Annotated in this window: 30 protein-coding genes; 24 read left to right on the top strand and 6 right to left on the bottom strand. The window is 62.1% G+C overall.

The window, feature by feature from the left end; genetic code table 11:
* Positions 1–17 precede the first annotated feature (17 nt).
* Entirely contained in the window at positions 18–1322 is a 1305-nt protein-coding gene (locus tag ACK4SV_RS04520) for a flagellar hook protein FlgE (protein WP_409916612.1), read from the bottom strand.
* Positions 1323–1449: 127 nt separating this feature from the next.
* On the bottom strand, positions 1450–2271 hold the full coding sequence (locus tag ACK4SV_RS04515; protein WP_409916611.1) for a flagellar motor protein MotB: 822 nt from the start codon (positions 2269–2271) through the stop codon (positions 1450–1452).
* 159 nt (positions 2272–2430) lie between these two features.
* Here ACK4SV_RS04515 and ACK4SV_RS04510 point away from each other — a divergent pair, with 159 nt between their 5' ends.
* From ACK4SV_RS04510 to ACK4SV_RS04475, 8 genes are all read left to right on the top strand, one after another.
* The gene (locus ACK4SV_RS04510) at positions 2431–3327 is read left to right on the top strand and encodes a FliM/FliN family flagellar motor switch protein (RefSeq protein ID WP_409916610.1); all 897 of its coding nucleotides are present in this window, start codon (positions 2431–2433) and stop codon (positions 3325–3327) included.
* A gap of 66 nt (positions 3328–3393) precedes the next feature.
* The gene (gene motA, locus ACK4SV_RS04505) at positions 3394–4260 is read left to right on the top strand and encodes a flagellar motor stator protein MotA (protein WP_409916609.1); all 867 of its coding nucleotides are present in this window, start codon (positions 3394–3396) and stop codon (positions 4258–4260) included.
* Positions 4257–5975: a hypothetical protein gene (locus tag ACK4SV_RS04500; protein WP_409916608.1), complete on the top strand. Its 1719-nt coding sequence runs from the start codon at positions 4257–4259 to the stop codon at positions 5973–5975. The genes motA and ACK4SV_RS04500 overlap by 4 nt, the downstream gene beginning before the upstream one ends.
* Positions 5975–6691: a flagellar hook-basal body complex protein gene (locus ACK4SV_RS04495; RefSeq protein WP_409916607.1), complete on the top strand. Its 717-nt coding sequence runs from the start codon at positions 5975–5977 to the stop codon at positions 6689–6691. Before ACK4SV_RS04500 ends, ACK4SV_RS04495 begins: the two co-directional genes overlap by 1 nt.
* 27 nt (positions 6692–6718) lie before the next feature.
* Positions 6719–7504, top strand: a complete 786-nt coding sequence (gene flgG, locus ACK4SV_RS04490; protein WP_409916606.1) for a flagellar basal-body rod protein FlgG — start codon at positions 6719–6721, stop codon at positions 7502–7504.
* Between the two features lie 4 nt (positions 7505–7508).
* The gene (flgA, locus tag ACK4SV_RS04485) at positions 7509–7913 is read left to right on the top strand and encodes a flagellar basal body P-ring formation chaperone FlgA (protein WP_409916605.1); all 405 of its coding nucleotides are present in this window, start codon (positions 7509–7511) and stop codon (positions 7911–7913) included.
* Positions 7910–8620, top strand: coding sequence for a flagellar basal body L-ring protein FlgH (locus tag ACK4SV_RS04480; RefSeq protein ID WP_409916604.1), 711 nt, complete (start codon positions 7910–7912; stop codon positions 8618–8620). Before flgA ends, ACK4SV_RS04480 begins: the two co-directional genes overlap by 4 nt.
* A gap of 11 nt (positions 8621–8631) precedes the next feature.
* Positions 8632–9165, top strand: coding sequence for a flagellar basal body-associated FliL family protein (locus ACK4SV_RS04475; protein ID WP_409916603.1), 534 nt, complete (start codon positions 8632–8634; stop codon positions 9163–9165).
* A 12-nt stretch (positions 9166–9177) separates the two neighbouring features.
* On the opposite strand, the gene ACK4SV_RS04470 is transcribed toward ACK4SV_RS04475, so the two are convergent.
* Positions 9178–9828 carry a flagellar hook assembly protein FlgD gene (locus ACK4SV_RS04470; RefSeq protein WP_409916602.1) on the bottom strand — a complete coding sequence of 217 codons (651 nt, stop codon included), beginning with the start codon at positions 9826–9828 and terminating at the stop codon, positions 9178–9180.
* A 10-nt stretch (positions 9829–9838) separates the two neighbouring features.
* Positions 9839–10390, bottom strand: a complete 552-nt coding sequence (locus ACK4SV_RS04465) for a flagellar hook-length control protein FliK (protein ID WP_409916601.1) — start codon at positions 10388–10390, stop codon at positions 9839–9841.
* Positions 10391–11519: 1129 nt separating this feature from the next.
* On the opposite strand from ACK4SV_RS04465, the gene ACK4SV_RS04460 reads away from it, so the two are divergent.
* From ACK4SV_RS04460 to ACK4SV_RS04435, 6 genes are all read left to right on the top strand, one after another.
* Entirely contained in the window at positions 11520–11858 is a 339-nt protein-coding gene (locus ACK4SV_RS04460) for a hypothetical protein (RefSeq protein ID WP_409916600.1), read from the top strand.
* Entirely contained in the window at positions 11858–12238 is a 381-nt protein-coding gene (locus tag ACK4SV_RS04455) for a hypothetical protein (RefSeq protein ID WP_409916599.1), read from the top strand. The genes ACK4SV_RS04460 and ACK4SV_RS04455 overlap by 1 nt, the downstream gene beginning before the upstream one ends.
* Before the next feature lie 141 nt (positions 12239–12379).
* Complete coding sequence (locus ACK4SV_RS04450) at positions 12380–13627, top strand: flagellin (RefSeq protein WP_409916598.1); 1248 nt, start codon at positions 12380–12382, stop codon at positions 13625–13627.
* Between the two features lie 65 nt (positions 13628–13692).
* Positions 13693–14079: a flagellar biosynthesis regulator FlaF gene (gene flaF, locus ACK4SV_RS04445; protein WP_409916597.1), complete on the top strand. Its 387-nt coding sequence runs from the start codon at positions 13693–13695 to the stop codon at positions 14077–14079.
* Positions 14079–14513: a flagellar biosynthesis repressor FlbT gene (locus tag ACK4SV_RS04440; RefSeq protein ID WP_409916596.1), complete on the top strand. Its 435-nt coding sequence runs from the start codon at positions 14079–14081 to the stop codon at positions 14511–14513. The genes flaF and ACK4SV_RS04440 overlap by 1 nt, the downstream gene beginning before the upstream one ends.
* Position 14514: 1 nt before the next feature.
* Positions 14515–15357, top strand: a complete 843-nt coding sequence (locus ACK4SV_RS04435) for a DUF1217 domain-containing protein (protein WP_409916595.1) — start codon at positions 14515–14517, stop codon at positions 15355–15357.
* A gap of 5 nt (positions 15358–15362) precedes the next feature.
* Here ACK4SV_RS04435 and ACK4SV_RS04430 read toward each other — a convergent pair whose 3' ends face one another.
* A complete protein-coding gene (locus tag ACK4SV_RS04430) occupies positions 15363–16682 on the bottom strand; it encodes a FliI/YscN family ATPase (protein WP_409916594.1) in 1320 nt (439 codons plus the stop codon).
* An 81-nt stretch (positions 16683–16763) separates the two neighbouring features.
* Between ACK4SV_RS04430 and ACK4SV_RS04425 the strand changes: the two genes are divergently transcribed.
* The 10 genes from ACK4SV_RS04425 to ACK4SV_RS04380 all read left to right on the top strand — a co-directional run bounded on the left by ACK4SV_RS04425 (position 16764) and on the right by ACK4SV_RS04380 (position 23398).
* Positions 16764–17120: a FlgB family protein gene (locus tag ACK4SV_RS04425; RefSeq protein ID WP_409916593.1), complete on the top strand. Its 357-nt coding sequence runs from the start codon at positions 16764–16766 to the stop codon at positions 17118–17120.
* A 15-nt stretch (positions 17121–17135) separates the two neighbouring features.
* Complete coding sequence (locus ACK4SV_RS04420) at positions 17136–17525, top strand: flagellar basal body rod C-terminal domain-containing protein (RefSeq protein ID WP_409916592.1); 390 nt, start codon at positions 17136–17138, stop codon at positions 17523–17525.
* A gap of 12 nt (positions 17526–17537) precedes the next feature.
* On the top strand, positions 17538–17834 hold the full coding sequence (locus ACK4SV_RS04415) for a flagellar hook-basal body complex protein FliE (protein WP_409916591.1): 297 nt from the start codon (positions 17538–17540) through the stop codon (positions 17832–17834).
* A 13-nt stretch (positions 17835–17847) separates the two neighbouring features.
* Positions 17848–18111 carry a flagellar biosynthetic protein FliQ gene (locus ACK4SV_RS04410; RefSeq protein WP_409916590.1) on the top strand — a complete coding sequence of 88 codons (264 nt, stop codon included), beginning with the start codon at positions 17848–17850 and terminating at the stop codon, positions 18109–18111.
* Positions 18112–18119: 8 nt separating this feature from the next.
* On the top strand, positions 18120–20198 hold the full coding sequence (locus ACK4SV_RS04405) for a flagellar biosynthesis protein FlhA (protein WP_409916589.1): 2079 nt from the start codon (positions 18120–18122) through the stop codon (positions 20196–20198).
* An 11-nt stretch (positions 20199–20209) separates the two neighbouring features.
* Positions 20210–20953, top strand: a complete 744-nt coding sequence (locus ACK4SV_RS04400; RefSeq protein ID WP_409916588.1) for a flagellar biosynthetic protein FliR — start codon at positions 20210–20212, stop codon at positions 20951–20953.
* A 7-nt stretch (positions 20954–20960) separates the two neighbouring features.
* The gene (locus ACK4SV_RS04395) at positions 20961–22037 is read left to right on the top strand and encodes a flagellar biosynthesis protein FlhB (protein WP_409916587.1); all 1077 of its coding nucleotides are present in this window, start codon (positions 20961–20963) and stop codon (positions 22035–22037) included.
* Positions 22034–22381 (top strand): hypothetical protein, encoded by a 348-nt coding sequence (locus tag ACK4SV_RS04390; protein ID WP_409916586.1) that lies wholly within the window; start codon positions 22034–22036, stop codon positions 22379–22381. Before ACK4SV_RS04395 ends, ACK4SV_RS04390 begins: the two co-directional genes overlap by 4 nt.
* Positions 22381–22509, top strand: coding sequence for an integrase core domain-containing protein (locus tag ACK4SV_RS04385; RefSeq protein ID WP_409916701.1), 129 nt, complete (start codon positions 22381–22383; stop codon positions 22507–22509). The genes ACK4SV_RS04390 and ACK4SV_RS04385 overlap by 1 nt, the downstream gene beginning before the upstream one ends.
* 298 nt (positions 22510–22807) lie before the next feature.
* Positions 22808–23398: a TonB-dependent receptor domain-containing protein gene (locus ACK4SV_RS04380; protein ID WP_409916585.1), complete on the top strand. Its 591-nt coding sequence runs from the start codon at positions 22808–22810 to the stop codon at positions 23396–23398.
* A gap of 27 nt (positions 23399–23425) precedes the next feature.
* On the opposite strand, the gene ACK4SV_RS04375 is transcribed toward ACK4SV_RS04380, so the two are convergent.
* On the bottom strand, positions 23426–24553 hold a 1128-nt coding region (locus ACK4SV_RS04375; RefSeq protein WP_409916584.1), incomplete at its 5' end, for a TonB-dependent receptor domain-containing protein.

The following is a 24553-nucleotide window of genomic DNA, read 5'->3' as shown; positions in this document are numbered from 1 at the left end:
CTTCCTGGGATGGAGCCTCAGCGCTTCAGGTTCGTGGTTTCCTGAAGCATCTCATCGACGGTCTGCACGATCTTCGCATTCGACGAATAGGCGCGCTGGGTTTCGATGAGGTCGGTGAGTTCGGCCGCGATGTCCGTGGTCGACTCCATCAGCGAGTAGCCGGCGAGGGCGCCCACCGGGCCGGTGCCGGCATCCCAGAGATAGAGGTTGCCGCTGGCTGCCGAGATGCCGAAGGCCTGCGAGTCGAGGGCGCGCAGCCCGTTCATGTTGGGCACGTCGCCGACCGGGATCTGGTAGAGCGTCCGGCGGAAACCGGAATCGTAGATCGCCTGGACGAAGCCCTTCTCGTCGATCTCGACGGACTGGAGGTCGCCGATCGGGGCGCCGTCTTTCTTGACGGCTGTCGGCGCAAACGGCGCAGCGAGCTGGGTGATGCCGGAGCTGTCATTCGGACGGCCGATGAAGACCTCGACCGGGCCGTGGGCGAGGCTGAGCGAGATCCGGCCGGTGACCGGGTCGTACGTTGTGCCGCCTGCGGTCGCGACGGTGCCGATGCGGCCACCCGCGCCTGCGGCATCGGTGAACTCGATGTCGATGTCGCCAACCGACGTGGAAGGGTCGCCGGCGCTGTCGAGGACGCGGATTTGCCACTGATTAGAGGCGCCAGAGGTGGGAACGACCGGCGAGAATTCGAAGGTCACGACGTTGGCGCGGCCCAGATTGTCGAAGTATTCGATGGGCAGCGAGTAGGACTGGCCTGTGCCGCCTGCGCGCGTTGCATCGGCAGGAATGTTGATCCCGAGCTCGAAATTTGTGGTCGGGTTGGCGACATATTGCGACGCCGCGATGTTCACCGGCTGGAGATTCGCGCCGCTGTTGCGGCTGACATTGCCGATTTCACCGTTCGAATTGGCCGGCCATCCGAGCAGGAACAGGCCGCTCTGTGTGCGGAGGTTTCCGTTCTGGTCAGCAAAGAATGAGCCTGTCGGCACGAGCATCAGGCTGCGCTCCGCGGCCATCGACGAGACCCCTGCGGCATCCGTCACCGGGACCAGCCCGCGTCCGCCGACGGCGATGTCGGTGGCATTGCCTGTCCGGATCAGCGAGCCGGTCGCGGAAATGTCCTTGAAGGTATCGACCCGGACACCACCGGCTGCATAAGCTGTGGATCTTTGCTGCAGCACCATGCTGGCAAAGTCAACCATCGAGCGCTTGTAGCCGAAGGTACCGGAGTTGGCGATGTTGTCAGAGATGGTGGCGAGGCGGGTTCCGTTCACGCTCAGCCCCATGACCCCTGCATTGAGGGACGATGAAATGCTCATATCTGGTTGCTCCTGCGTCAGATAATCCGACAAATTGGAGCGAACTCGTAAACAAGCCGATAACCGCTGTTCATGCTTTGCCTTAACCCTCCGGTAACGGAGCGGTCAGGGCAGAGAGGGCAGTTGATCAGTCCATCAGTATCGTGATCGAAATCCGGCGGTTCTGAGCCGCCGACGGGTCTTCCGGCACCAGGGGGTCTGTATCGGCGCGCCCCGAGACTTCGCGGATCCGGCTTGATGGAATGCCTTTGCGCATCAGCAGGCGGCGGGCCGTGTTCGCCCGGTCTGCTGACAGGTTCCAGTTGTCATAGATGGCGTCGTTCCGGTAGCGGCGATTGTCCGTATGTCCGACAATCTTGATGTCATTGCCGAAGCTGCCGAAGACGCCGGAAACGATCTCCACGAGTGTGACGAGGGTTTCAGACGGCTCTGCGCGGCCGATCGGGAAGAGGGGAGTGGTGTCCGAATCTGCGATCTCGAGGACGATCCCTTCCGGTGACATCTTGATCAGCAGGTGTTCGGACAGCTGCTGGCTTTGCTGGCTCAGCGCTTCCTTCAGGCTTACGAGATTGCCGGCGATAGCTTGTTCATTTGTCTGATCGCTTTTTTGTTTGCCTTCGCCTGGAAAGTCGACGGTCTCCCGCCGTGACGCGCCTGTGCCCATCTTGGCATAGGTTTCCTCGGTGAAGATCGACGAACCATTGAGCGCATCGGAGCCGCCGCCGGAGATCCGGCTGATCGGGATGGTCGGGTTGAAATAGTCGGCGATGCCCTTGCGCTGCTCTTCGGTGGTCGCATTCAGCAGCCACATGAGCAGGAAGAACGCCATCATGGCCGTCACGAAGTCGGCATAGGCGACTTTCCAGGCGCCGCCGTGATGGTCGTCGCCCTTGACGACCTTTCTTCGCTTGATAATCACCGGCTGCTTCTCAGCCGTCTGCGCAACCATTTTGGTTTCCCCGGATTAAGCTTACCCATCCGGTTACCATGTCGGGCTCAAATAAGTGCGCACCCGGACGTGCCGGTTCGCAAGGTCTTGATAACTATTCCTCAACCTAATCGTCACATTGGAGTGGTGTGCGGTTCGCCGCCTTCGCGAAGGTTGGTCATGTCCTCGGTATTGCAAAAGAAGATCGAGTCCGGAGCCGGACTTCCTCCGACGATCCTGCGCTACCAGGCGTTCTGGGACAGTTTGCAGGCCGTTGTGGCGCCGTGGGCGGAGGTCAACCTGAATGGGGGCGTGCTGCCCCATCCGGAAATCCGGCGCGTGCTGCCGGGCCCGGAAGCCCGCGAACTGCTTGAGCGGCGGACTGTCAATTATTTCAATTCGAGGATGTCGCCCGGTGTCTGCGCGGTGGCCACTGACGGTCCCGGCGCGGCCCGGATTGCCGCAACCCGGCTCAGCCAGGATGTCGAGACGGCTTCCGAAGCGCCGGCCCTGTTCCTGAAGCTCATGTTCGAGGCGCCATCTGTGTCCCTCTGGCGGGCGCTGGCTGAAGAATTCGAAGGACATGACGCGGAAACCCCGGCCTCTCCGCTGGCGGAACCGAGCCTTGCGAGCGGCGGCTTCGAAGCATCGCGGCGCTATCTTCTTGCTGCCTATACGGCGATGCCGGAATCACTGCGGGCGCAAATCTGGGTTGTGTTTGACCTCGACTATCTCCTTGCCGGCGCAGCAGAGGCCGAGCGGCTCGCCCTTCTCGGAAAGCGCCCGTCTGGCACTCACATGCGCTCGCTGCATGACAGTGTGATGACCTCGGCGATCCGGCTCGACGCTGTGCTTGAGCGCGTGCCGATGACGGTGGGTGAATGTTCCCGGCTGAAAGTCGGCGACGTGCTGCCCCTGCCGGAGACAGATCCCCGGTTCGTTACCCTGCACGCAGAGACTGTCAGCGGAAGCCTCGAAATCGGCCAATGCGAAATGGGCGTGTGGAAGCGCCACCGGGCCCTGAAGTTGAAAGAGCCCGTCCTGAAATCCTTCACTGAGGAAATCGCGCGGATGTAGCAACGACATCGCTCCGCAGCATGCCGGATACAAGGCAGCGCGGCTATACGCACATGGAGATCGGCATTGAACGCAATACTTGGCCTTACGGTCACGATGGTGATGGTCTTCGGCGGCTATATGCTCGCCGGGGGAAAGCTGGAGATCATTCTCCACTCGCTGCCATTCGAGATGATGATGATCGGCGGCGCTGCCACCGGCGCGTTCCTCGCATCCAATGACATGACCACGATCAAGCACACGGGCGGCGACGTGATGGCGGCGTTTCGCGGTGCGAAGTGGAAGAAGACTGATTATCAGGACCTGCTCTGCCTGATGCACGAGCTTCTGAATGTGCTGAAGCAGAACCCGGTCGATATCGAGCCGCATATCGAGGCGCCGCAGGATTCGGAGATCTTCAAGAAGTACCCGAAGATCCTGAAGGATCACGACGCGATCGAGATGATCTGCGACACGATCCGCTCGATGATCATGAACTTCGACAATGTTCACCAGGTCGAAGAGCTTTTGCAGAAACATCTGGAAAGCCTGCTGGAAGAAAACCTGCACGGCGCCCATGCGCTGTCGCGGATTGCAGATGCCCTGCCGGCCCTCGGGATCGTTGCGGCCGTTCTTGGCGTGATCAAGACGATGGCCTCTATCGACAAGCCGCCGGAAGTTCTGGGCGGCATGATCGGCGGCGCGCTCGTCGGCACGTTCCTTGGCGTGTTTCTCGCTTATGGCGTGGTCGGACCATTTGCCGCGCGGGTCAAAAGCATCAGGACAGAGGAGCACTTCTTCTACTCCATGATCGGTGAAGTGCTCGTCTCCAACCTTCACAAGAACCCGGTCAATATCTGTGTCGAGGTCGCCCGGCGCCACGCGCCGGCGCGGGTCCGCCCGTCCTTCGATGAGATGGAACAAGCGATAAAGGGGCTCAAGCAGGCAGCATGAAGCGGTTCGTCTGGCTTCTCCTTTGCGGCGTCCTTATCGCCCCGCCCGGTCTTGCCCTGAAGCAGGACGAGGCGGGGCGCAGCGCACAGGCGCTTTCAGACGAGCTGACCCAAATTGTCGAGCGTGCCCTGAACGAAGGGCTGCTCGCGCCGGCAGAGGGCCAGCGGCCGGCGCCGGCATCGCCGCCAATCTCTGCGCCCGCGGTCACGGCAGATGCTGGACATGATGGCCATGTTCCGCAGGTGGATTGTTCGGCGGGCTATCCGCTCGATTTCAGCGCGTTCCGCCAGATGTCGAACTATCAGGATATCCTCGATTACCGCCAGTCTGTCCGGGAGATGCCGGCAGCAGACCGGATGCTGGCGCGCGCCTATCTGGCGCTGGACCTGAGCGCCGAGGCCCTGATCAACCTGCGCAGCGTGGCGGACCATGAGGCGGATGCGCTGCGGGAACTGGCCCGGTTGATGGAGAACCGGCAGCTTCCGGATACAGACTATTTCAGGCGCCTGTCGGCCTGCCATGAGGGCGGGCGCCTCTGGCTTGGCCTTGCGCTGCTCATTCAGGGCGAGCGGGAAGGGGCCGCGCTGATTGACCAGTCCGTGACGGCGTTCCGGCAGCTGCCGCCGCAATTACGGGATCGCTACGCGATGCTGGCCATTCCGGCGCTGGATGCGGTTGGGGAGCGGGTGCTGGCACAGAAGTTGTTCTCCGGCTTCAATCCTGAAGAAGTGGCGAACTCATCGCAGCTGCAACTGGCCAAGGCTGTGCTCGATCTCGGCGCAGGTAATCCGGAAGGAGAAGCCGCGCTGCGCAGTTTCCTCGGCCAGGGCCGGTTCCAGGAGACGGCGCTGTTCACGCTGCTGCGTCATGGCAGGACGATTTCCCAGCTCGAACGGGACGTGCTCCTCAACGGCCTGTTGACCAGTGTAGAGCAGGCGCGCCTTGAAGCGGATATCCGCAGCAGCCTGACATTCGTGCTGGAGGAGCTCAGCCTCGCATCGCGCTATGAGACAATGATCGAGATGGCCGCCCGGCCCAACCTGCAGAGCTCTGCTGCGCAGGCTGAGATCCGCCGCCGGTTTGCCGAGGGGCTGCAGCGCGACCTTGCTGGCGAGGATCCGCTGCGCGCGCTGGCTGCGATCGAGGCGCTGGTGCGCGAGGAGGGGCTGATTGAAGGCGGCGAGGCGCGCGCGGCACTGTATGAGGCCGGCGTGCTGAGGGCTGTCCGGCTCGGCTTCGGTTCGCTTGCGGATGCATTGGCGCGCAAGGCAAATCCGGGCCAGCCAGTTGCCGAGAAGCGCGCGATCTTAGCTTACCACCGCGGCGAGGCTGATACGCTGAAAGCCAAGGCCGACGAATACCCGGACAATCCATCGATTGCGCGGATGGCAGCCCTGGCTGCGTTGCGGGCCGGCGAGCGGGACAAGGTGTCTGAGCTCTCGGCGCGCCTGACGGCAGATCCGGCATCGGTCCTTGCCCTGATCGAGGAAGATGCTGCAACCGGCCGCTGGATCGTACCGGAGCCGGTCTATGCGGCGGCCTCCGCGCTGCCGGGCGAGGAAGAACGCCGCCGCGTGCGCCGGGTGATGACACTCAAGCGGGCGGCTGAAGGCCTCGCCCCGTCCACCGAGCCCGACCTGACGATGGCGGGGATGCCGGAGACCCTGCTGCGCAGCCGCCTCGCGCTCGAAAGCCTGCCGGGGAAGGAGCCGTAATGTCGAACGCGATCTATACGACCCTGACGCGCCAGCAAGGCCTGACCCATGAGCTGAATGTAGTCGCGAACAATCTCGCGAACGCCAGCACCACGGGTTACAAATCGGACCGCGCGATCTTTGCCGAACTGCTCATTCCGCGCAGCGGGGATGCGAACCTGTCAATCTCGATGGGGATGCTGGGCGGCCACAATTTCCGGATGGAGGAAGGCGGGCTGAACTTCACGGGCGGCAAGCTCGATCTCGCGATACAGGGGGAGGGGTTCTTCCTGGTGGAAACACCGGCCGGTCAACGCCTCACCCGCGCAGGACATTTCCAGCTTTCCGGCGCGGGCGAGCTGATTGATCCTCAGGGCAACCGCGTGCTGAGCCAGGGCGGAACGCCGATCAATATTCCGGAAGAAGCCATCGACCTGATTGTGTCCGAGGACGGATCGATTTCGGCGAATGGCGTCCTGATTGATACGATTGGAATCGTGCGGCCCGAGGGCCAGTTGCAGCGCGATTCCAATACGTTCTTCGCGGCGCCGGGCGGCTTTGCCCAGGAAACAAACATGAAAGTTGTGCAGGGGGCGGTGGAGCAGTCGAACGTGTCACCGGTGCTGGAAGTGGCCCGGATGATTGAAGTGCAGCGAGCTTATGAGGCCGGACAGGCCCTGCTCGACAAGGAGGACCAGCGGATCAGCCAACTGATCAGCGCCGTACGTGAACGTTGAATCGTTTCAAAGGTGTAGGAGACGCCAATGAAGTCATTACAGATTGCAGCCTCCGGGATGGCGGCCCAGCAATTGCGGGTCGAGGTCATCTCGAACAATATCGCGAACATGAGCACGACGGCCTATCGGCCGCGTACGGCGCAGTTCGCCGACCTGATGTACCAGCAACATCTTTCGCCGGGCACCATCTCGTCCCAGACGGGAACGATCGTGCCGGCGGGGATCCAGCTTGGCACAGGTGTCAAGGCGGCCGGCGTGTCGATGGAACTGACGCAAGGGTCCCTGCGCCAGACCGGCGCTGAGCTTGACCTGGCCATCGACGGAACTGGGTATCTTGAAGTCACCCTGCCTTCGGGCGAGCCGGCCTATACGCGAGATGGCAAGCTCAATCGCAGCCCGGAAGGCGAGCTTGTCACGATGGATGGCTTTCCGCTAGCGGATGGTATCGTCATACCGGCGGATGCGCGCAGCATCTCGATCAGCCGGGACGGCGAGGTTGTCGCCTATTTCGACAACCAGACGGATGGCCAGCCTGTGGGCACGATCTCCCTCGTCAGGTTCGTCAATGAAAAGGGCCTGATGGCGATTGGCGACAACATGTACCGCGAGACCGAGGCTTCCGGCCCGCCCAACCGGCTTGTTCCGGGGGCGGAGGGCATGGGGTTTCTGCGCCAGGGCTTCATCGAGGATTCCGGGGTCGATGTGGTCAAGGAAATCTCGCACCTGATCGAGGCCCAGCGCGGCTATGAGCTCAATTCCAAGGTCATCACAGCATCCGACGAGATGCTGGCGGCCACGACACGGCTGAGGTAGCACCATGAGCGTTTGGATATCAGCGGCCTTTGTCGCCGTCGTCGGCCTGACAGACTCTTCGGGGCTTGTTGCAACAGAAGTTATCCGGGCCGGCGCGGTCATCTCACCGGCCAATGTGAGCAGCGCAGAAGGGGAGGGCGGCGAGGCCGGCCACCTTATCGGGCGGGAAGCCCGCCGGACGATCTATTCCGGCCAGCGCATCACCGCAGACAATACGCGCCCGGCAAGGCTTGTCGCCCGCAACCAGATTGTCACGATCAGATATGTCCTGGGTGATCTCGAAATCTCGACGACCGGACGCGCAATGGGCGAAGCAGCCCTGCATGAGCCGGTCACAGTCATGAACCTCCAGTCACGCCAGCTCGTCCAGGGCATCGTGCAGGAAAGCGGATGGGTCCTCGCCCAATGAAACAGCTCCTTCCAATCCCGGTTCTTGCGATGGCGGCGGCGTGTGCAACGGCCCAGTCTCCGGTGGTTGCACAGCCCGCACCGCTCGTTGCGCAGGGCCCTTTCCAGGGCTTCGGCGCGCCCGCATTTGACACGGCCCCCCGGGCAGAGAGCGCCTCGCTGTGGGAGACTGCGCCGACAGCGCTCCTCAGTATGCGGCGCGCCAAGGAGGTCGGCGACCTGCTGACGGTTGTCGTCGAAATGAATGACCGGGCGAGTATGCAGAACTCCCTGTCCCGCAGCCGCAGCGCCAATGAGGACATGAGCCTCGATGCGTTTTTCGGTCTTACCGACTGGGCGAATGGTGTCCTGCCTGGACGCTCCGGCCTCTCGCCGGCGATTGATTATGGCCGGTCTTCAAGCCTCAACGGATCCGGCGCGGTCAACCGGGCCGAGAAGATCGCGTTCACGCTGGCGGCGCGTGTCGTGGCAGTCGAGCCGAATGGGAATCTGGTGATCCAGGGATACCAGCAGACGCGGGTCAGCAATGAGGTCCGTTACCTGACGGTATCGGGTGTCGTCCGCGCGCAGGATATCACCCGGACCAATACGGTTTCATATGAGAAGATTGCAGAGGCCGATCTTTCCTATGTGAGCACCGGCGACGCGTCTTCGGCGGCGCAGCGAAAGCCGCTGGCCCGGCGTGTGGACCGTATCCTGCCATTCTAGGGTTTTGAGTCATGAAGCATCTCATCACGGCCTTTGTTGCGATTGCCTGCATCGTCGCTGGCGGTGTTGCTGGGCATTTCCTCAAATCCTCCAGCGGGGGAGGGAGTGCTCCGGCTACGGAGCTTGCCGGTGAAGACGGTGCTTCGGGGCATGAACCGGAGAAGGCCAAGAGCGAGGCCGGCGGGCATGGAAGTGCGCCGGCTTCCAAGGGGGGCTCCTCCGGCTCGTCCTATTACCGCTTCAGCCGGGAGTTCGTTGTTCCGCTGATCGAGAATGGCCGGGTGGCCAGTCTTGTGATCCTCAACATCAGTCTGGAAGTGGACTCAGCGATCTCCGGCTCGCTCTTTTCCAAGGAGCCGGCCCTGCGCGACAACATCATGACGACGCTGATTGCGCTCAGCAATGATGGGCGCACGTTCGAGTCGATTACCAATGTCGAGAATTATGAATCGCTGCGCGCAATGGTGCTGATGAACCTGAAAAAGGTCCAGCCCACGGGCATCAACAATGTCCTGATCCTTGATATGGCGCGCCAGGACGTCTGACGCGCTTCAGCGTCAGACTTTCCGGACTTTCGCGAGATCCACCGTCATCCCGGCGGCCGTTCCGACCCGGATCCGGCCATCTTCGCTGATGATGTCGGTCACCGTGCTCAAGACGCGCGGTGAGCCGGTCGCGAGAAGCTCATCGCCGCTATAGCTTTCGATAACGAACTCATACATCGCGCCGCGCGGGGTCGATGTGCCGTCATTGCTTCGTCCGTTCCAGGCATACTTCGCCTTGGAGGGGTCGAGCGTTTCTGTCCAGACAACTTCCCCATTTGCATCCAGCACAGTCAGCTTGATGCTGTTCGTGCCATCTGGCGCGGCATAGGTGAACTCCACCGGGTCATCGGCGAGCGGTGCCCATCCGGACACGAACGAGATATCCTGCCCGAGCCATTCGCCGGCTGTCAGGGCGTTCAGCTGGCTGAGCATTCCGGCAATGCTGGTCAGGCTGGCATTGGCCTTCACCTGCTGCTCGAGCGTCGAGAAGGTCGCCAGCTGCTCGACGAACTGGGTGGAGTCCATCGGAGAGAGGGGGTCCTGGTTGCGGACCTGTGCCGTCAGCAATTTGATGAAGCTGTTGAACTCCTGACCCATGCCTGAACTGGCCGCGGCCGTGCTGTAATTGGTTGTGGTCGGGACCATCGGGGAAACGGTTGTCATGGGCCTACTCCTAAAGCCTGATATCGAGGCGGCCAGCCGCCAACGCGCGTGGGCCTGCAGCGTCTGGCGCTGTCAGGCCGGGCACGGCGATCATTTCGGGTTGCCTGCGGGCAGTGGCCCCGGCCGGCGCATCCTGCTGCGGACGATCCTGCGGCGTTTGCTGCTGGAAGGTCATGTCCTTGCCGCCAAGGCCGTTCTGCTCAAGCGCACTGATTAGCTCACCGTGCATCTGGCGGAGCTGGCGGAGCGCTTCAGGCGTCTCGGCGGTGACCGTCACATGCTGAAGGGCGCTGCCTTCGAAGCGGAAGTCGATCGAGATGCGGCCAAGCTCTGGCGGGTCGAGCTGTATGGTGATCCGGTCCCCGGCCGGGTCCTGCACGGCGCGGGCGAAGATGGCGGGTATTTCCGCCGGAACAGCCACGAACGTGGCCATCGCCGGTGCGGCACCGGAGGGCATCCCTGCGGTGACAGGCGCCATCAAAGGTGCGGCGCCGGGCGCGGTCGTGAAGACAGGTGCAGCGCCTTGCAGGTCCAGAGCGGCGGCAGGATCGCCTGCAGACATGACCAGGGCGAGTTCAGTTTCAGAAGCGGCCGGCGCGTGTTGCGGCACTGCGCTGGCCGGGGGAAGGGCGGACTGGCTCGCGAGTGGCGCAGCGGCCAGCGAAGCGGCCTGAGCGGAAGTGCCGGGCAAAGGCGCGGCCTTTGCTTCGCCGGTGACGGGAGCCGGGATTCCGGCCAACTCCGTCTCAGCGGGAATGGGTGCATTTTCCAGGATCGGCAAGACGGTCTTGCTGGCCGCCTGCAGATCAATGTCATCAGAATTGGCAGGCTGCGGAGGGTTCCTGTGCGTTTGTGCTCTGACGGGTTCTGCGGGCGCAGCCATCACGGTGGCGGGATTGAGGGCCTGAATGCCCGGGTCCTCCGGGACAATTCTGCTCATGCCGGACGGGGCAGTGCCGGAGTTTGGAGGTTCAACTGTGCCAAGCGCAATGGCCGCCGCCGGGGTTTCCTGACCCGCCTGCGAAGAAAGCTCAGGCAAGGTGCCGGGAGAATGGGTTTCCGGGCTGTCGGCGGTGACAGGGGTCGTGCGCGCGGCTGCGTTCCCAAGCGGCTCGCGTCCGGTGCTTCCCGCCAATGCAGAGGGTGCGGGCGGCGAAGTTGGCAGCAGAATTTTTTCCGGGAGCTGAGTGCCTGGGGCTGGCGACTGAATTTCCCCAGAAGCCCTGGGTGGATTCTCAAGATTGGCGGCGGAAATCACGGAGAGATGCTGGCTGGCGTACCGGTCTGTCGCAGGTGGTGTGATTTCAGCCTCGGCATCCTGCACCCTGGCGGGCATCGACCACACAAATTCCGGCTCTCCGGCTGCTCCCGCAGGCAGGGGAGCGGACGGGGTCGTTGAGGTCAGGCCGCCGGCCATGCCGGAGGGCAGCGAAACCTCCATGAAGCTCAGGAACTCGGCCGCGAAGGCGGCCCCTGCCGGTGTCGTGCCCTGGCTAGCCCCATGCGCCGCCGGGCCGGACTGCAGCGCTGCGAAAGGCGCTGCCGGCAGGATGTCCGTCTCAGGAGCGATGATCATCCGATTACCCGAACCGCGCGTTTCATTAACCTTACTACAACCCGGCCCTGTAAAATATGAGTTAACCCATCGGCGCAGAGACGCTGATTTCCGTGTACGGCCTAAGGAGTAGGGCATGATCGAGTCAGTTCCGATAAAATGGCCGGAGCCCCCGGACACCCAGCCGGCACGTGCGCTCCGGACGCAGGCAGCGCCCGTGGCGCAAGCACCGCCGGAGCGGTCGGAAGCCGCCCTGCGTTTTGAACAACTGCTTTGGGCGGAGATGCTCAGCCATGCCGGGCTCGAAAAATCCTTCACCCAGTCCGGCGGGGAAGGGGCGTCTGCGTTTGCGCGGTACATCGTCGAGGAAATTGCAAGGGATCTCGCCCAGAGCCACCCATTGGGTCTTGGCGCGAAGATTGATGAGGTCGCAGCCCGCCAGCGCGCAGCAGCGCCTGCGCCAGGAAACAGCTGATGGGACCGGTCAATCAAGACATTGCGCTGGATCAGATGGAGGCGCTTCTCGATCAGGAGCGGCAGTTGCTGCAGGAGGGCAGGGCCCGGGAAGCAGCAGCGCTATCCGGGCAGAAGCTGGAGGCTTTGGGCGGAGTCCAGGCCCTCATGGAAAGCGGTATCCTGAGCGGCGGGGATGCGGCGCTCCGAGCGCAGGTGGCCAGAATATCCAAAAGGGCGCAGGAGAACACAATCCTCCTTGAAGCAGTCCGTAACGGGATCAATTCACTCCTGATACGGATGAGCCAATCTGCGGCCGGGGTCCATGTCGGCTCTTACGGTCATAAGGGTGCTCAGCTGACATTCACCCAAGCCACCGGTGGATACTTGAAACGTGTTTAGCCGTTTTAACCTTACGTTTATGCCCAACCGCTATTGAAGTACCTAAGGACCATGATGGGTTCAGGGGCATGCCCCAATTGTCAGGATGACAATAAACAACAAAACGGGAAATTCCCGAAAGTCACATAAGTGGAATGATAGATGTCTAGCATCCTGACCAACAACAGCGCCATGGTCGCGCTGGAAACCCTCCGCGGCATCAACCGCAATCTTGCTACCGTCCAGAACGAAATCTCGACCGGCAAGAAAGTCGCCAACGCCAAGGACAACGCTGCTGTCTGGGCGATCTCGACTGTCATGTCGACCGATGTCTCGAGCTTCAAGCAGATCACGGACTCGCTCAACCTCGGCGTATCGACGATCGCAGTTGCCCGTTCGGCTGCAGAAAGCGTCACCGAGAAACTTGGCGAGATCAAGAACCTGATTGTTGCGGCTCAAGGCGAGAACGTCGATCGGGCAAAGCTCCAGGCCGACATCGAGCAAAAAGTGGGATCGATCCAGTCCATCGTGAGCGCCGCCCAGTTTAATGGGCTGAACCTCATCAATGGTTCTTCCGCGACCGATATGCGGGTTCTCGCTTCGCTGGACCGTGCCCCGAACGGTAACGTGTCTGCCGCCTATATTGATGTGGCCCGTCAGGACCTGTCATTCAGCACATCCGGTGCGGCCGCTACCTTCGGCGCCACGGCCGTGAACGACACCACCATCATCAACAATGGCGGGACAAACGCCGGCACGTCGGCAACAGTAGCAGATGGCGCCAGCCGGACGATCAGCATCGAGTCTGTCGGCGAAGGATACTCCTACCGCGTTCGCCTAAACGATTCAGGCGCGGCAGAGCAACTCTTCCTCCGCAATTTCGAATACGTTGCAAGCGCGGGTGACAGCTCGACCGACGTTGCCGCGAACCTGGTCAATCAGATCCAGTCCTTCTTCACGGCGACGGGTGCGACAGGCTACACGGTTGCCCAGAATGGTGCAGACATCGTCCTGACCAACGATTCCGGCGGCAACCTTGCTGTGACGGCATTCTCGTCGACGGGCGGCACGGCTGGAGTTGCGGCCGGCGGCCTCGGCGGTCTCGCGCTGATCGATGTGAGCACCGGCGCCGGCGCAGCGGCAGCGCTGGCCAGCATTGAAGGTCTCATCCAGACCGGCATCAACGCTTCGGCTGCCTTCGGCTCGGCACAGAACCGGGTCGCGGCGCAGGGCGAGTTCGTCCAGAAGCTGGTTGATTCCATGACCTCGGGTATCGGTACGCTCGTGGACGCAGACATGGAGGCTGCCTCAGCGAAGCTCCAGGCCCTTCAGGTCCAGCAGCAGCTCGGTATCCAGGCCCTGTCGATTGCAAACCAGTCGCCGCAATCGCTGCTGTCGCTCTTCCGCTAATGACACCACAGTCCCGGGCGCTGGAGCGCCCGGGACTATAATATTGCAAACCCAGGAGGGGTACGTTGCAGGCTCTCGCTTCCAAGGCTTATGGTCAGGTTACTCAGCGTACCGCGAACGGCAGATCTTTGGAGTATGCTCTCTTCGAGCAGATTACTCACGGTCTCGAAGAAGTGGCGGCCAGCGCCGTCCCAGCCCATGGGACAATCGCGGACGCTGTGTATCGTAATGCCCAGCTCTGGTCGACTTTAGCAGCTGATCTTCTGCATCCGGACAATGCTCTTCCGGACGAGACACGTGCAGGCCTGCTCGGGCTCTCCGAGTTTGTGCGCCGCACCAGCCAGCAGATTCTGGCCGGTGCCGGCGGGATCGATGACCTGATCGAAATAAACCGCACCATCATGCCGGGCCTTGTCAGGCCAATGGCTGGCGCTGAAGGAGGAGAGATCTGATGTCGGGTCTGGTTCTCAAGATTGCGCCTGGCGAACGCTTCATTGTCAACGGCGCGTTGCTGGAAAACGGAGACAAGCCTGCGCGCATCAGGGTCGCAGAAGGTGATGCGCGTGTGCTCCGGCTCCGGGATGCTCTTCATCCGGATGACGTCAATACGCCCGTTAAGCGCGTCTATTATGCGATCCAGCTGCTCATCACGGGCGATCTTGACGAAGTCGAAGGTGTGCCCTCGATTGATGCTCAGTGCCGGCAGCTTCTGGAAGTGTTCTCCCCAATCAACCCGGACCTGATCCCGACGCTGCGGGCCATGCTCGCGCGCGGAAACTATTACTCCGCGCTTTGCCATCTGCGTCAGGTGCTCACCATCGAGTCCGAGCTGATCAAGCGTTACCCGCTGCCGCGTCACCGGGATGGGGAAGCGAAGGTCGCCTGAGATGTCTTTCCAGCCGGTCATTCCGATGAGCGGGCTTGGCGGCTGGAAATTCCTTCAGGCAACGTTTGATCGCCAGCTGGAAAAGTATTCCGCCTCGCCGCAGGTGCGGCGTGAGCGCGACGAGATGACGGCTAAGCTGTCAGAGCCGATTTCGCTGGAAAACTTCGTCAAGGACAAGCGGCTGCTGAAATCTGCGCTCACCGCCTTCGGGCTGGCAGGAGAGGAGTGGAAGGGCGGCTTCATCACCAAGGTGCTTAAGGAAGCCGCCGACCCCGAGAGCAACTTCCTTCAGCGGCTCAATAATCCGCGCTATACGGCGTTTGCCGAGGCCTTCAGGCCGGTGGGCGGTGTGATCGAGGTTGACACGGATGCGCTGGCAAAGATTGCCGTGCGGTTCGAACAGAACGCTTTCAACATTGCCGTCGGCGAGATCGACGACACGATGCGCCTCGCGCTGAACTATCAGTCCGAGATCAACGACCTGGTGGGGGAGGGGCGCAGCGACAATGCGATCCTCTACCGGATGCTCGGAGACCTGCCGGTCGCCAATGTCCTGCGCACAACCCTCAACCTGCCTCAGAGCATCACCAAGCTGCCAATTGAGCGTCAGGCTGAGGTGCTTAAGGCCGGCCTGCAGAAGCTGCTGGGCGTGACCAGCATGTCGGACATCGCCAGCCCGGCGAATGTCGATAAGCTGCTGGACCGGTTCCACATCATGTCGTCGATAAATAGTGGGCCATCGGCGAACACTCCCGGGGTGCTCGCGCTGAGCCTACTCAGCGGGGGCAGCTACGGGTTCGGCGCGAATGCCAGCCAGAACCTGTTCCTCAGCCTGATGCGCTGAGCCGGTCAGCTTCCCGCGTTTCCGGAACCGGCCAAAGTCTCGATCAGGGCCCCGAAAGCAGCGCCAACATCCTCCGGATTTCGCCCTGCCACAAAGCTGTCCAAAGCGGGCCAGAGCGCAATCGCGCGGTCTGCATCAGCGTCGCGTCCGAATTCATACAAGCTGGCGCGGAGCATCGGGGCGACTTCGTCGTACAGGGCGACCAGCCGGCGATACTCCCGCAACAGGTCGTTCTCGTCCTCGCTGGCTGCGCCCGGCAGCGCGCGCGAGACGCTGCGCAGAACGTCAATCGCAGGATAGCGGCCCCGCTCGGCAATCGGGCGGGAGAGAATGATATGGCCGTCCAGGATGCCGCGGATCATGTCGGCGACGGGTTCTTCAAGGTCTGACCCGGCGACGAGTACGGAGAAAATGGCCGTGATGTCGCCGGTACCGTCCGTGCCCGGACCAGCCCGCTCGGCGAGTTCGGCGATGACGCGCACGGTGGAAGGCGGGAAGGCATTGAGGGCAGGTGTCTCCCCCGCGATCAGGGCCACTTCCCGGTGGGCCTCGGCAAAGCGTGTGATCGAGTCGAACAGCAGCAGCACGCTGTGGCCTTCATCCCGGAAGTGTTCGGCGGCGGCCATGGCGCACCAGGCGGCGCGCTTCTTCGCTCCGGGAGATTCGCTCGCAGTCGCCGTGACGATCACTGCCCTGGCAAGGATTTCCGGTGTCAGCGTGTTGCGGACAAAGTCGTTCACCTCCCGGCTGCGCTCGCCGATCAGGGCGATCACGACGCGGTCGGCGGCGATGCCGCCAGCGAGGGAGCCGAGAAAGGTCGACTTGCCGATCCCGGAGCCGGCGAACAGGCCGAGGCGCTGGCCGCGGCAGATGGGCAGCAATGTGTCGGTCACCATCCAGCCGGTTCTCAGCCGAGGTCCGAGACGCCGCCGCGCATGGGCTGGCAGGGCGGGTGCGCGCAATGGGCGGCTTGTATTGCCTGAGGAGGGAGGCTGGCCTTCTGCGCCTGCGATTTCCCCGCGATAGTTAATGATCCGGCCCAGCCAGTGGTCGCCCGGCTCGATCCGCGCTTCCTGCTCGATCTGGACTGTGTCGCCGATGCGGATGGCATCCGTCGCCGAGTAGAGGAGCGCGGAAACGCTGTCGCCGGAGACGGTCAGGATCTCGCCATGGATCGTCTCGCCTTGTTTCTCGATGGAAATTTCGTTTCCGACGCCGGCGAGTTCGCTGACGCCTGCAATCTTCAGGAGGCCCGGCGCCACATCCGTGACCGTGCCCCAGAGGCGGTACAGCCGCTGTGCGGAAGGTGCGCTTGGAGCAGGCAAGTAAACAAAACTCCCATTCCTGTTAACCTGTTCTTTAGTAAATCCGAACATTTTTCAAACCGTTAACCTTGGTGAAGTCCGATGATTTCAGACCTTCAGCTTTTCCAGATTTACGGGGCGATGGCCCGCCACGCGGCCGAGAACCAGAAGGTCAGCGCCGCCAACATCGCGCGTGCCGATGAGCCGGGCTACAAGGCGAGCCGGGTCGAGAGTTTCGATGCTTACCTCGCGCGCATCGCCGTCTCGGGCGGCGATGGGGCAAACTCCGCCACGTTCCGCACCATGATGTCGGATGCGCCGTCAAACCCGAACGGGAATAATGTCAGCCTGGAACAGGAGATCTTCACCTCCGCCGAGGCGATGGGCCAGCACAATATGGCGCTGACCGTCTATTCGAAATCGCTCGACATGCTGCGCACCGCGCTCGGGCGGCGTTGAGGAGGGGAATAGGGCATGACGATCAATCCGTTCAAGGCAGCCCAGATGCAGGCCGTTGCCGGCATGGAGATGCAGTCGCGCCGCATGGGGCTGACTTCGGAGAACATCTCGAACGCGGATACGCCGGGTTATCAGCGCAAGATCCTCATGGCAGAGCCGCAGACGGCGCGCGGGGCCGGATTCCGGGCAACGCGCATCCAGCTTGATGAAACAGAAGGTGTGCGCCAGTTCGATCCGAGCCATCCGATGGCGGATGGTGAGGGGTATATCACGATGTCGAATGTCTCGCTGGTGACCGAGCTTGCCGACATGCGCGAGGCGAACCGGTCCTATGAAGCCAATCTCAATTCCTTCCAGCAGGCCCGGTCGATGTACCGGTCGCTGCTGGATATCCTGCGCCGCTGAGGGAGCACGCTGATGTCGAGCCTAGGATTCAATCCGTATACGGCCCTGATGACGCCGCGCGCGGTGGACGCGGCAAAGCCCGCCGCGACCCCCGAGGCAGCCGGCAGCAAGATTGCCGAAGGGGTTGCGGACTTCCGCACCGCCCTGCAGCAGGCCGAGCAGACCGCCATCAACACGGCCGTCTCCGGCGCCGATCCCCATGCGATGGTCGAGGCGCTGACCAATGCCGAGATGATGCTGGAAACCGTCGTGACCATCCGCGACAAGGTCGTCGAAGCGTATCAGGAACTCCTGCGGATGCCCGTCTGAGGCGGGATGGATCATGTCGGAAGGTGAGGTTTTCGAAGTCCTGCGGGCGCATCTCTGGGGCGCCGTGCTGATGGGCCTGCCGATCCTTGCCGCGGCGCTGATCGTCGGCTTCATCATCGGCCTCCTGCAGGCGCTGACATCAATTCAGGAGATGACCCTGACCTTCATTCCCAAGGTCCTCGCGGTCGTCGTCGTCTTCTTCCTGTCGCTCGGTTACATGACGCGGATCTGCCTCGATCTGTTCAATAACTGGGTGCTGCCGATCATTGCCGGATAGCCCGCCCCATGCCGACCTCCCGACTGCTTGACCTGACCCGGCCGACCGCGCTGCTCGCCATCGGCCTGATGGTGATCATCCTCGTCATGGTCCTGCCGATGCCGGCCTGGGTGCTGGATATCGGGCTCACGCTCTCCTTCGCGCTGGCAATCCTGATCTTCACCACCGTGATCTTTGTCGAGAAGCCGCTGGATTTCTCGTCCTTCCCGTCGATCCTGCTGGCTTCGCTCGTCCTGCGCCTTGCGCTCAACGTGTCCTCGACCAAGCTGATCATCGGGGAGGGGCATACCGGCACCAATGCTGCCGGCGGCGTGATCGAAGGCTTTGCCATGTTCATCATGGGCGGCAATCTGTTCGTCGGGCTCGTCGTGTTTGGCGTGCTGGTCATCGTGAACTTCATGGTCATCACCAAGGGCGCAGGCCGGATGGCAGAAGTCGGCGCGCGCTTTGCCCTCGACGCGATGCCCGGCAAGCAGCTCGCCATCGATTCAGACCTCGCGGTCGGCGCGATCACGCATGAAGAAGCCAAGGCCCGCCGGCAGAGGGAGCAGGAGGAAGCCTCCTTCCTCGGCTCGCTCGATGGTGCATCGAAATTCGTCAAGGGCGATGCGATTGCCGGTCTTCTGATCACCGCGCTCAACCTGATCGCGGGCATCGGCTTCGGCGTGATGGCGCATAACCTGTCAGTGGTCGAAGCGCTCAGCAATTACTCCATCCTGACGGTTGGCGATGGCCTTGTCTCGCAGATCCCCGCTGTGATCGTGTCGGTGGCTGCCGCGCTGCTGCTGTCCAAAGGCCGCGATGAAGGCGCGATCGACCGGGCGCTTGGTGCGCAACTCGCCGGCAATGCCACCGTCCTGATGATTGTGGCCGGTATCCTCGGCGTATTCGCGCTGTTGCCGGGCCTGCCTTTCCTGCCTTTCATGGCGGCGGCCGCAGTTTTTGGCGGTATTGCCTACATGCTCCGCCGGCAGGCCGCAGCAAAGGCTGCTGCGGCAACTGAAACGCCGGCTGCGAGCGATGCGCCGCCCGCGCGGATCGGCGACTCCATCCACTCCGATGAAATCCATCTCGAGGTCGCCCCGGATCTCGTCCAGATGGTCCTCACCGGCGACACGGGCTTCGAGAGCCGCATTGACAAGATCCGCCGCTACATTGCCGAGGAGTATGGTTTCGTCCTGCCGCCAATCCGGATGACGGATAATCCGACGCTCGGGAAGAATGAATACCGAATGCGGATACAGGGCGTTCGGGTGGATACCGGGTTCCTCCGCCCGGGCTCAGTGCTTGCGCTGATGGAGGACACCCAGCTTCCGCACCTTCAGGGCGAGAAAGTCCGCGAGCCGGTCTACAAGGCCGCCGCCCGCTGGGTCTCCAGCAGCCGCAAGCAGGAACTCGCCGCCTCCGGCATCCCGGCGGTCGAGCCGGTGGAAGTGCTGGCAACGCACCTCCTCGAAGTCATACAGACGAATTTCTCGCTGATCTTTACCCGGATGGTGATGATCGACACGCTCGACGCGCTGACGAGCATCAGCGATACAGACCGCGCCGCCGCAAACCGTCGCTATCTCGACGAATACATCCCCGGCAAGGTGACGCAGGAATCCCTGCTGGCCGTGCTCCGCCAGCTGCTTTCTGAGCGTGTACCGATCCGCAACCTCTTCCTGATCATCGAAACGATTGCCGAAGCAAAGCCGTTGTCCCTGCCTCTGCCACGCATTGTCGAGCTCGTACGCCAGCGGCTCGCCTTCCAGATTGTGGACCGGCTGCAGGATGACCAGGGGCGCCTGCCCCTTATTCAGCTGTCGGCCAACTGGGAAAAGAAATTCGCCGAGTACGAAGTCAACAATGAAAGCGGCGGATCGGATGTCGCCTTGCCGCCGGAAGTGTTCGGTGAGCTGATCAATTCGGTTCAGGCCAAGCTGAACGAGGTTGCCCAGAAAGGCGTTGTGGCCGCAATCGCCACCACCTCTCGCCGCCGCCGCTTCCTGCAGACCGTGCTTGCTTCCAAGGGCATCCGCAATGCCGTGGTCGCCTATGAGGAAATCAACGCGAAGAGCAGGCCCTATATCATCGGCGTTGCCTGATGGATGGGCTGATGCCCCTCGGCGCTGATCTCGGCGGCTGGGTGGCGCTGATGATGATCATCATCGCGCGCTACTCCTTTGTGATCTTCTTCATGCCGGGCATCGGGGAGCAGACGATACCCGTCCGTGTCCGGGCGATTGTGCTGACTGCGGTTGCCGTGGCAACTGCCGGGGCAGGGGTCGTGCCGATGCCGGATACGTCTTCTCTCAGCGCCTTCTTTACCCTGCTGATGAGCGAGGTGATCATCGGCCTCGCGCTGGGCGCGCTTGTCCGGTTGTCGATCTGGATGCTGGCAATTGCCGGAACGGTCATCGCCCAGTCCATCGGCCTTGCACAATTCCTTGGTTTTGCGCTGGAACAGGAGGCGCAGACGCTGACGGCCAACATGCTCTCCCTTGCCGGCGCTGCGATCCTGCTCGCCGCCAACTTCCATGTGGCAATCATTGCCGGACTGATTGGTCTTTATTCGGACATTCCACTTGGGGCGGTCACGAATGTCAGCTGGCCGATGATCTATCAGAGCTTCTATGCCGCGCTCAGCTTCGCGCTGATGCTCGCCTGGCCCTTTGTGGTGGCGAACCTCCTCTATAACATCTGCCTCGGCTTCATAAACAAGGCGCTGCCATCCCTGATGGTGGCGTTCGTTGGCGCACCCTTCCTTGTCAGTGCAGGCGCCGCGCTCCTTGCGATTGCGAGCGCCGCACTGCTGATCGCCTGGAAGGACCGGGCAATGCAGGTTATCGGGTGGTTGTGAGGCGGGCATGGCAGAGCAGGACCAGACACCCAATTCGGAAAAGGAGTTCGAGGCGACCGAGCAGCGCCTGCGCCAGGCGCGGGAAGAAGGCGATGTCGCCCAATCCAAGGAAGCCAACGCCCTTGCGCTTATTCTCGGAATGCTTGCTGCGGCCGCATTGCTTTTCTGGGTCAGCGGCAAGCCCCTCTTCGAGGGGCTCTCTGCGCTCCTCTATAATGGCGATGCGTATGCTGCAGACATCTTCACTGGCGGCGGCGAGGCGACGCGCGCCTGGGTCGCGAGCGCCCTCTTTGCGATCGCGCCGATCTTCCTTGTCCTGATTGTGTTTGTAGGCACCGCACTGGTCGTGCAGCGGGCCATCGCGGTTTCGGCCAAGAAGATCAAGCCGGATATGAAAAAACTTTCGCCGGTTGAGAACATCAAGAAGCGCTACGGCACAAAGGGTCTGACCGATTTCGCCAAGGACACCGCCAAGATGCTGTTCGCGGGCGGCATCGGCGCGCTGTTCCTGTTCCAGTTCGTGCAGGAATATTACGGCTCCAGCGCCGTCGGCTCGCATCAGTTCCACGCCTTCACTTTCTGGCAGATCATCAAGCTGGTCCTTTACTTCCTGGCGTTCCAGTTCCTGCTGGCCGCCATCGATATGCCGCTCCAGGCGCGAATCCACGCCAACAAGCTGCGGATGTCGCGCGAGGAAATGAAGCGCGAAATGAAACAGAGCGAGGGTGATCCCCTGCTGAAGCAGCAACGCCGGGAGCGCGGCGCCAAGATTTCGCGTGGCCAGATGCTGGCGAATGTTCCGGCTGCGACAGTCGTCATGGTCAACCCGACACACTATTCGGTGGCCTTGAAATGGGATCCCGACAGCGGCAAGGCGCCGGTCTGCGTGGCCAAGGGCGTTGATAATCTGGCGCTCAAGATCCGGGAAATCGCGCTCGCAAGCGGCGTCGCGATCTATTCAGACCCGCCCACCGCCCGCTCGCTCTACGCGCTGGTCGAGGTTGATGAGGAAATCCAGCCCGAACATTTCGCCGCCGTGGCTGCCGCCATCCAGTTTGCCGAACGCCTGAAAGGGAAAGCATGACGAGCCCGAAGACTGCCGCCGCGCTGGAAAAGCTGACTGCCATCAAACGTCAGAAGGCGGAGCAGGAGATGCTGACCCTGCAAGCGGAGCTGCGACGGATGGAAGACAGTCTCGCCGCGCTCGGCGCCGATCTCTCCGGCCTCGATACGCCAGGCGCCGGTGCAGACATGACGGCGCTGGCTTACCAGCAGGGGCGCCTTACCCGCCTGATCGCCGAAATCCGCCAGAAACAGGCCGCGCTGCCCGGCCAGCAGGCCGCAGCGGACGCAGCCCGCGAAGCGCTCAAACGCGCGCTCTACTCTGAGGACCAGATCGCCCGCCTCCTCGGCGCTTCGAGGCCCTGATCGAAGCGTGGCGGCAGCACTACAACACCGCCCGGCCGCACTCATCCCTGGGCTATAAACCACCCGCCTCAAAAGCCATCTTGCCCGCAGCGTTCATACCGCCTTACTATGGGGAGGTGGCAGCATGAACGCCGCTACCCTGAAACCGCAGGGCTAACAGATCTGGTGGACCACTGCTGAGGGGCAGGCCAGGCGGGCCAAAACAGATGGCGACACGACGTCCTTCAATGTGGGTGGCCATCTCGCTCTGCCCGGCGGTATCCCTGTGTTCACAGGCTGGGGCGAGGCGGCACGCGGTTTTGGAAACTTGCTCATTCACTTCGCCCGGAACGCCCAGCCCTGTCTGACATTCATTGGAAATGCCAACTCAGACCTTCGCCCGGAAACATCGCAGCAGACAGAAATCGGCGTACGCTGGGAGAGAGCGTGGAAGCCGGTCCTGTTCTCGGTCTGCGCGCGGACATTGCCGGCTTCAGGACTGAGATCAGCGATGCACTCCTCTACTTCCAGCCAGGTTCAGGCGGTCTCAGAGGTCGTCCGATCACGAACATTTACAACTTTGACGGAACTTCGAAGTTCGAAGGTATTGAAGCGGGCTTCGGGCTTGACGTTGCGCGCGGGGCCTCGACCCTGCGTTACGCCAAGGTGGATCTCGAAAACCTGCCGCCTGATCCCCAGTTCATTGCCCGTGCCGGCGCGCCCCGCGGCGACCAGCTGACCTGGGATACAAGGCTGGACGTCTCCGAAACGCTCAGTTTCGGCTATGTCCTGCGCTATGTTTCAGACCTTAAATCCGTTCCGCCCGGCCAGATCGTTTACATCCCCAGGCCCGGCTATACCCAGCACGATATCCAGCTGACCTGGCAGCCGCCTTTCCTCAGGGGTCTTGCTGTGGATACCTCGGTCACCAATCTGAGTGACGAACGCTATGTCGCCCACCCGACGCTGACACAGGACGGATTTGCGACCGAGGAGGCCGGCAGAGATATCCGGGTCGCGCTGAGTTATAGGTTTTGACCCGATGGCGAGGCCGGGGGCGCCCGATCAGAAAGTATCGGAAATCGTAAGGGTCACGAAGCTGCCCCGGGTTCGGTCGACTCGTTCAATGCCCGTCAGCAGGCCGGAACGGTCGGGCGAGAATAGGCGCCGTTCCTGCGGGAAATCACGCGTACCGAGGTTGGACAGCTTCAGCCGTGTTGTGAAACCGAAGATGTGGGTGGTTTCAACAAAGGCGTTCCATATTTCGCCGCGCCGGTCAGCAAGGATTTCTGCCACGAAGAAGCGCTCTGTCAGCGTGGGTGACGCGTAATCGACCCCCCAGGAGAGCTTCATGGTCGGCAGGTCTTGCCGGAAGGAGATGTCGATGTCCGGTCGTTCAAGCGCATTTACCTGACGAGTCTGCCCCGTGACAGGGTCTCGGAAACGAGAGTCGGCGATGTTTACGGTACCTTCCAGGCGCGCGCCGGGGATCAGTGCTGGGAGCGGCAGTGTGAAGCTGCTCTCAATGCCGGAGACCTCCGCCTTGCCGGCATTGCCCAGGCCAGCGGCTCCAGACGGAAGGATGATCTGTTCAAGGATGTCCTCCCGCCATTCGTGGAATATAGTGATATTGAGCGCATGTCCGGACGACTTGCGCCAGTCGAGAGACGTTGCTGCCCGCCAAGTCTTGTCCGGTTGCAGGTCCGGATTGCCCCCGAACTGCCTTTCATCTGCCAATTCAGCCGATGCGGCGAAATCTCCGAAATCCAGTTGGCCCGCGCGACGCTCCAATGAGAGGCGCCCGGAGAGGCCCTCCCGGAAGGCGTACCGGGCCGTTGCGGAAGGTTTCAGAATGAGGATGGTCTGCTGATTGTCTGCGTCTCCCGCGACCTTGATGCGTGAGGCTTCGAGCGCAAGCCCTGACTCCAGGGTGAGTTTGGGGGAGGCGCGGAAGGAGAGATTTGTGAACACTTCCGAACGAATTTCATCAACGGTGACGTTGGAGGCGGGGAGGGCGATGGGAACACCGCCTTGTGCAAGTTCGAAGTTGCTCCGAAGGGCGTTGTAAGCAAGTGCTCTGCCCCCAACAAACTGGATCGTTTCGGCTTGGAGTTTCCGGTATCCTGGAACCTGGCTGGGAGGAGACAGAAGGATGCGAGCATCGAAGTTCACGGACGCGCAGAAGGCGTTCAT

It is taken from the genome of Hyphomonas sp. (genome assembly GCF_046313735.1).
Lineage (GTDB): Bacteria > Pseudomonadota > Alphaproteobacteria > Caulobacterales > Hyphomonadaceae > Hyphomonas.
This window is presented reverse-complemented; position numbering and strand designations above follow the sequence as displayed.

What these genes read in the sequence shown, in the direction of transcription:
- ACK4SV_RS04520 (WP_409916612.1), bottom strand. Translation starts at nt 1,322, where the DNA reads ATGAGCATTTCATCGTCCCTCAATGCAGGGGTCATGGGGCTGAGCGTG.
- ACK4SV_RS04515 (WP_409916611.1), bottom strand. Translation starts at nt 2,271, where the DNA reads ATGGTTGCGCAGACGGCTGAGAAGCAGCCGGTGATTATCAAGCGAAGA.
- ACK4SV_RS04510 (WP_409916610.1), top strand. Translation starts at nt 2,431, where the DNA reads ATGTCCTCGGTATTGCAAAAGAAGATCGAGTCCGGAGCCGGACTTCCT.
- ACK4SV_RS04500 (WP_409916608.1), top strand. Translation starts at nt 4,257, where the DNA reads ATGAAGCGGTTCGTCTGGCTTCTCCTTTGCGGCGTCCTTATCGCCCCG.
- ACK4SV_RS04495 (WP_409916607.1), top strand. Translation starts at nt 5,975, where the DNA reads ATGTCGAACGCGATCTATACGACCCTGACGCGCCAGCAAGGCCTGACC.
- flgG (WP_409916606.1), top strand. Translation starts at nt 6,719, where the DNA reads ATGAAGTCATTACAGATTGCAGCCTCCGGGATGGCGGCCCAGCAATTG.
- flgA (WP_409916605.1), top strand. Translation starts at nt 7,509, where the DNA reads ATGAGCGTTTGGATATCAGCGGCCTTTGTCGCCGTCGTCGGCCTGACA.
- ACK4SV_RS04480 (WP_409916604.1), top strand. Translation starts at nt 7,910, where the DNA reads ATGAAACAGCTCCTTCCAATCCCGGTTCTTGCGATGGCGGCGGCGTGT.
- ACK4SV_RS04475 (WP_409916603.1), top strand. Translation starts at nt 8,632, where the DNA reads ATGAAGCATCTCATCACGGCCTTTGTTGCGATTGCCTGCATCGTCGCT.
- ACK4SV_RS04470 (WP_409916602.1), bottom strand. Translation starts at nt 9,828, where the DNA reads ATGACAACCGTTTCCCCGATGGTCCCGACCACAACCAATTACAGCACG.
- ACK4SV_RS04465 (WP_409916601.1), bottom strand. Translation starts at nt 10,390, where the DNA reads ATGTCTGCAGGCGATCCTGCCGCCGCTCTGGACCTGCAAGGCGCTGCA.
- ACK4SV_RS04460 (WP_409916600.1), top strand. Translation starts at nt 11,520, where the DNA reads ATGATCGAGTCAGTTCCGATAAAATGGCCGGAGCCCCCGGACACCCAG.
- ACK4SV_RS04455 (WP_409916599.1), top strand. Translation starts at nt 11,858, where the DNA reads ATGGGACCGGTCAATCAAGACATTGCGCTGGATCAGATGGAGGCGCTT.
- ACK4SV_RS04450 (WP_409916598.1), top strand. Translation starts at nt 12,380, where the DNA reads ATGTCTAGCATCCTGACCAACAACAGCGCCATGGTCGCGCTGGAAACC.
- ACK4SV_RS04440 (WP_409916596.1), top strand. Translation starts at nt 14,079, where the DNA reads ATGTCGGGTCTGGTTCTCAAGATTGCGCCTGGCGAACGCTTCATTGTC.
- ACK4SV_RS04435 (WP_409916595.1), top strand. Translation starts at nt 14,515, where the DNA reads ATGTCTTTCCAGCCGGTCATTCCGATGAGCGGGCTTGGCGGCTGGAAA.
- ACK4SV_RS04425 (WP_409916593.1), top strand. Translation starts at nt 16,764, where the DNA reads ATGATTTCAGACCTTCAGCTTTTCCAGATTTACGGGGCGATGGCCCGC.
- ACK4SV_RS04420 (WP_409916592.1), top strand. Translation starts at nt 17,136, where the DNA reads ATGACGATCAATCCGTTCAAGGCAGCCCAGATGCAGGCCGTTGCCGGC.
- ACK4SV_RS04415 (WP_409916591.1), top strand. Translation starts at nt 17,538, where the DNA reads ATGTCGAGCCTAGGATTCAATCCGTATACGGCCCTGATGACGCCGCGC.
- ACK4SV_RS04410 (WP_409916590.1), top strand. Translation starts at nt 17,848, where the DNA reads ATGTCGGAAGGTGAGGTTTTCGAAGTCCTGCGGGCGCATCTCTGGGGC.
- ACK4SV_RS04405 (WP_409916589.1), top strand. Translation starts at nt 18,120, where the DNA reads ATGCCGACCTCCCGACTGCTTGACCTGACCCGGCCGACCGCGCTGCTC.
- ACK4SV_RS04400 (WP_409916588.1), top strand. Translation starts at nt 20,210, where the DNA reads ATGCCCCTCGGCGCTGATCTCGGCGGCTGGGTGGCGCTGATGATGATC.
- ACK4SV_RS04395 (WP_409916587.1), top strand. Translation starts at nt 20,961, where the DNA reads ATGGCAGAGCAGGACCAGACACCCAATTCGGAAAAGGAGTTCGAGGCG.
- ACK4SV_RS04390 (WP_409916586.1), top strand. Translation starts at nt 22,034, where the DNA reads ATGACGAGCCCGAAGACTGCCGCCGCGCTGGAAAAGCTGACTGCCATC.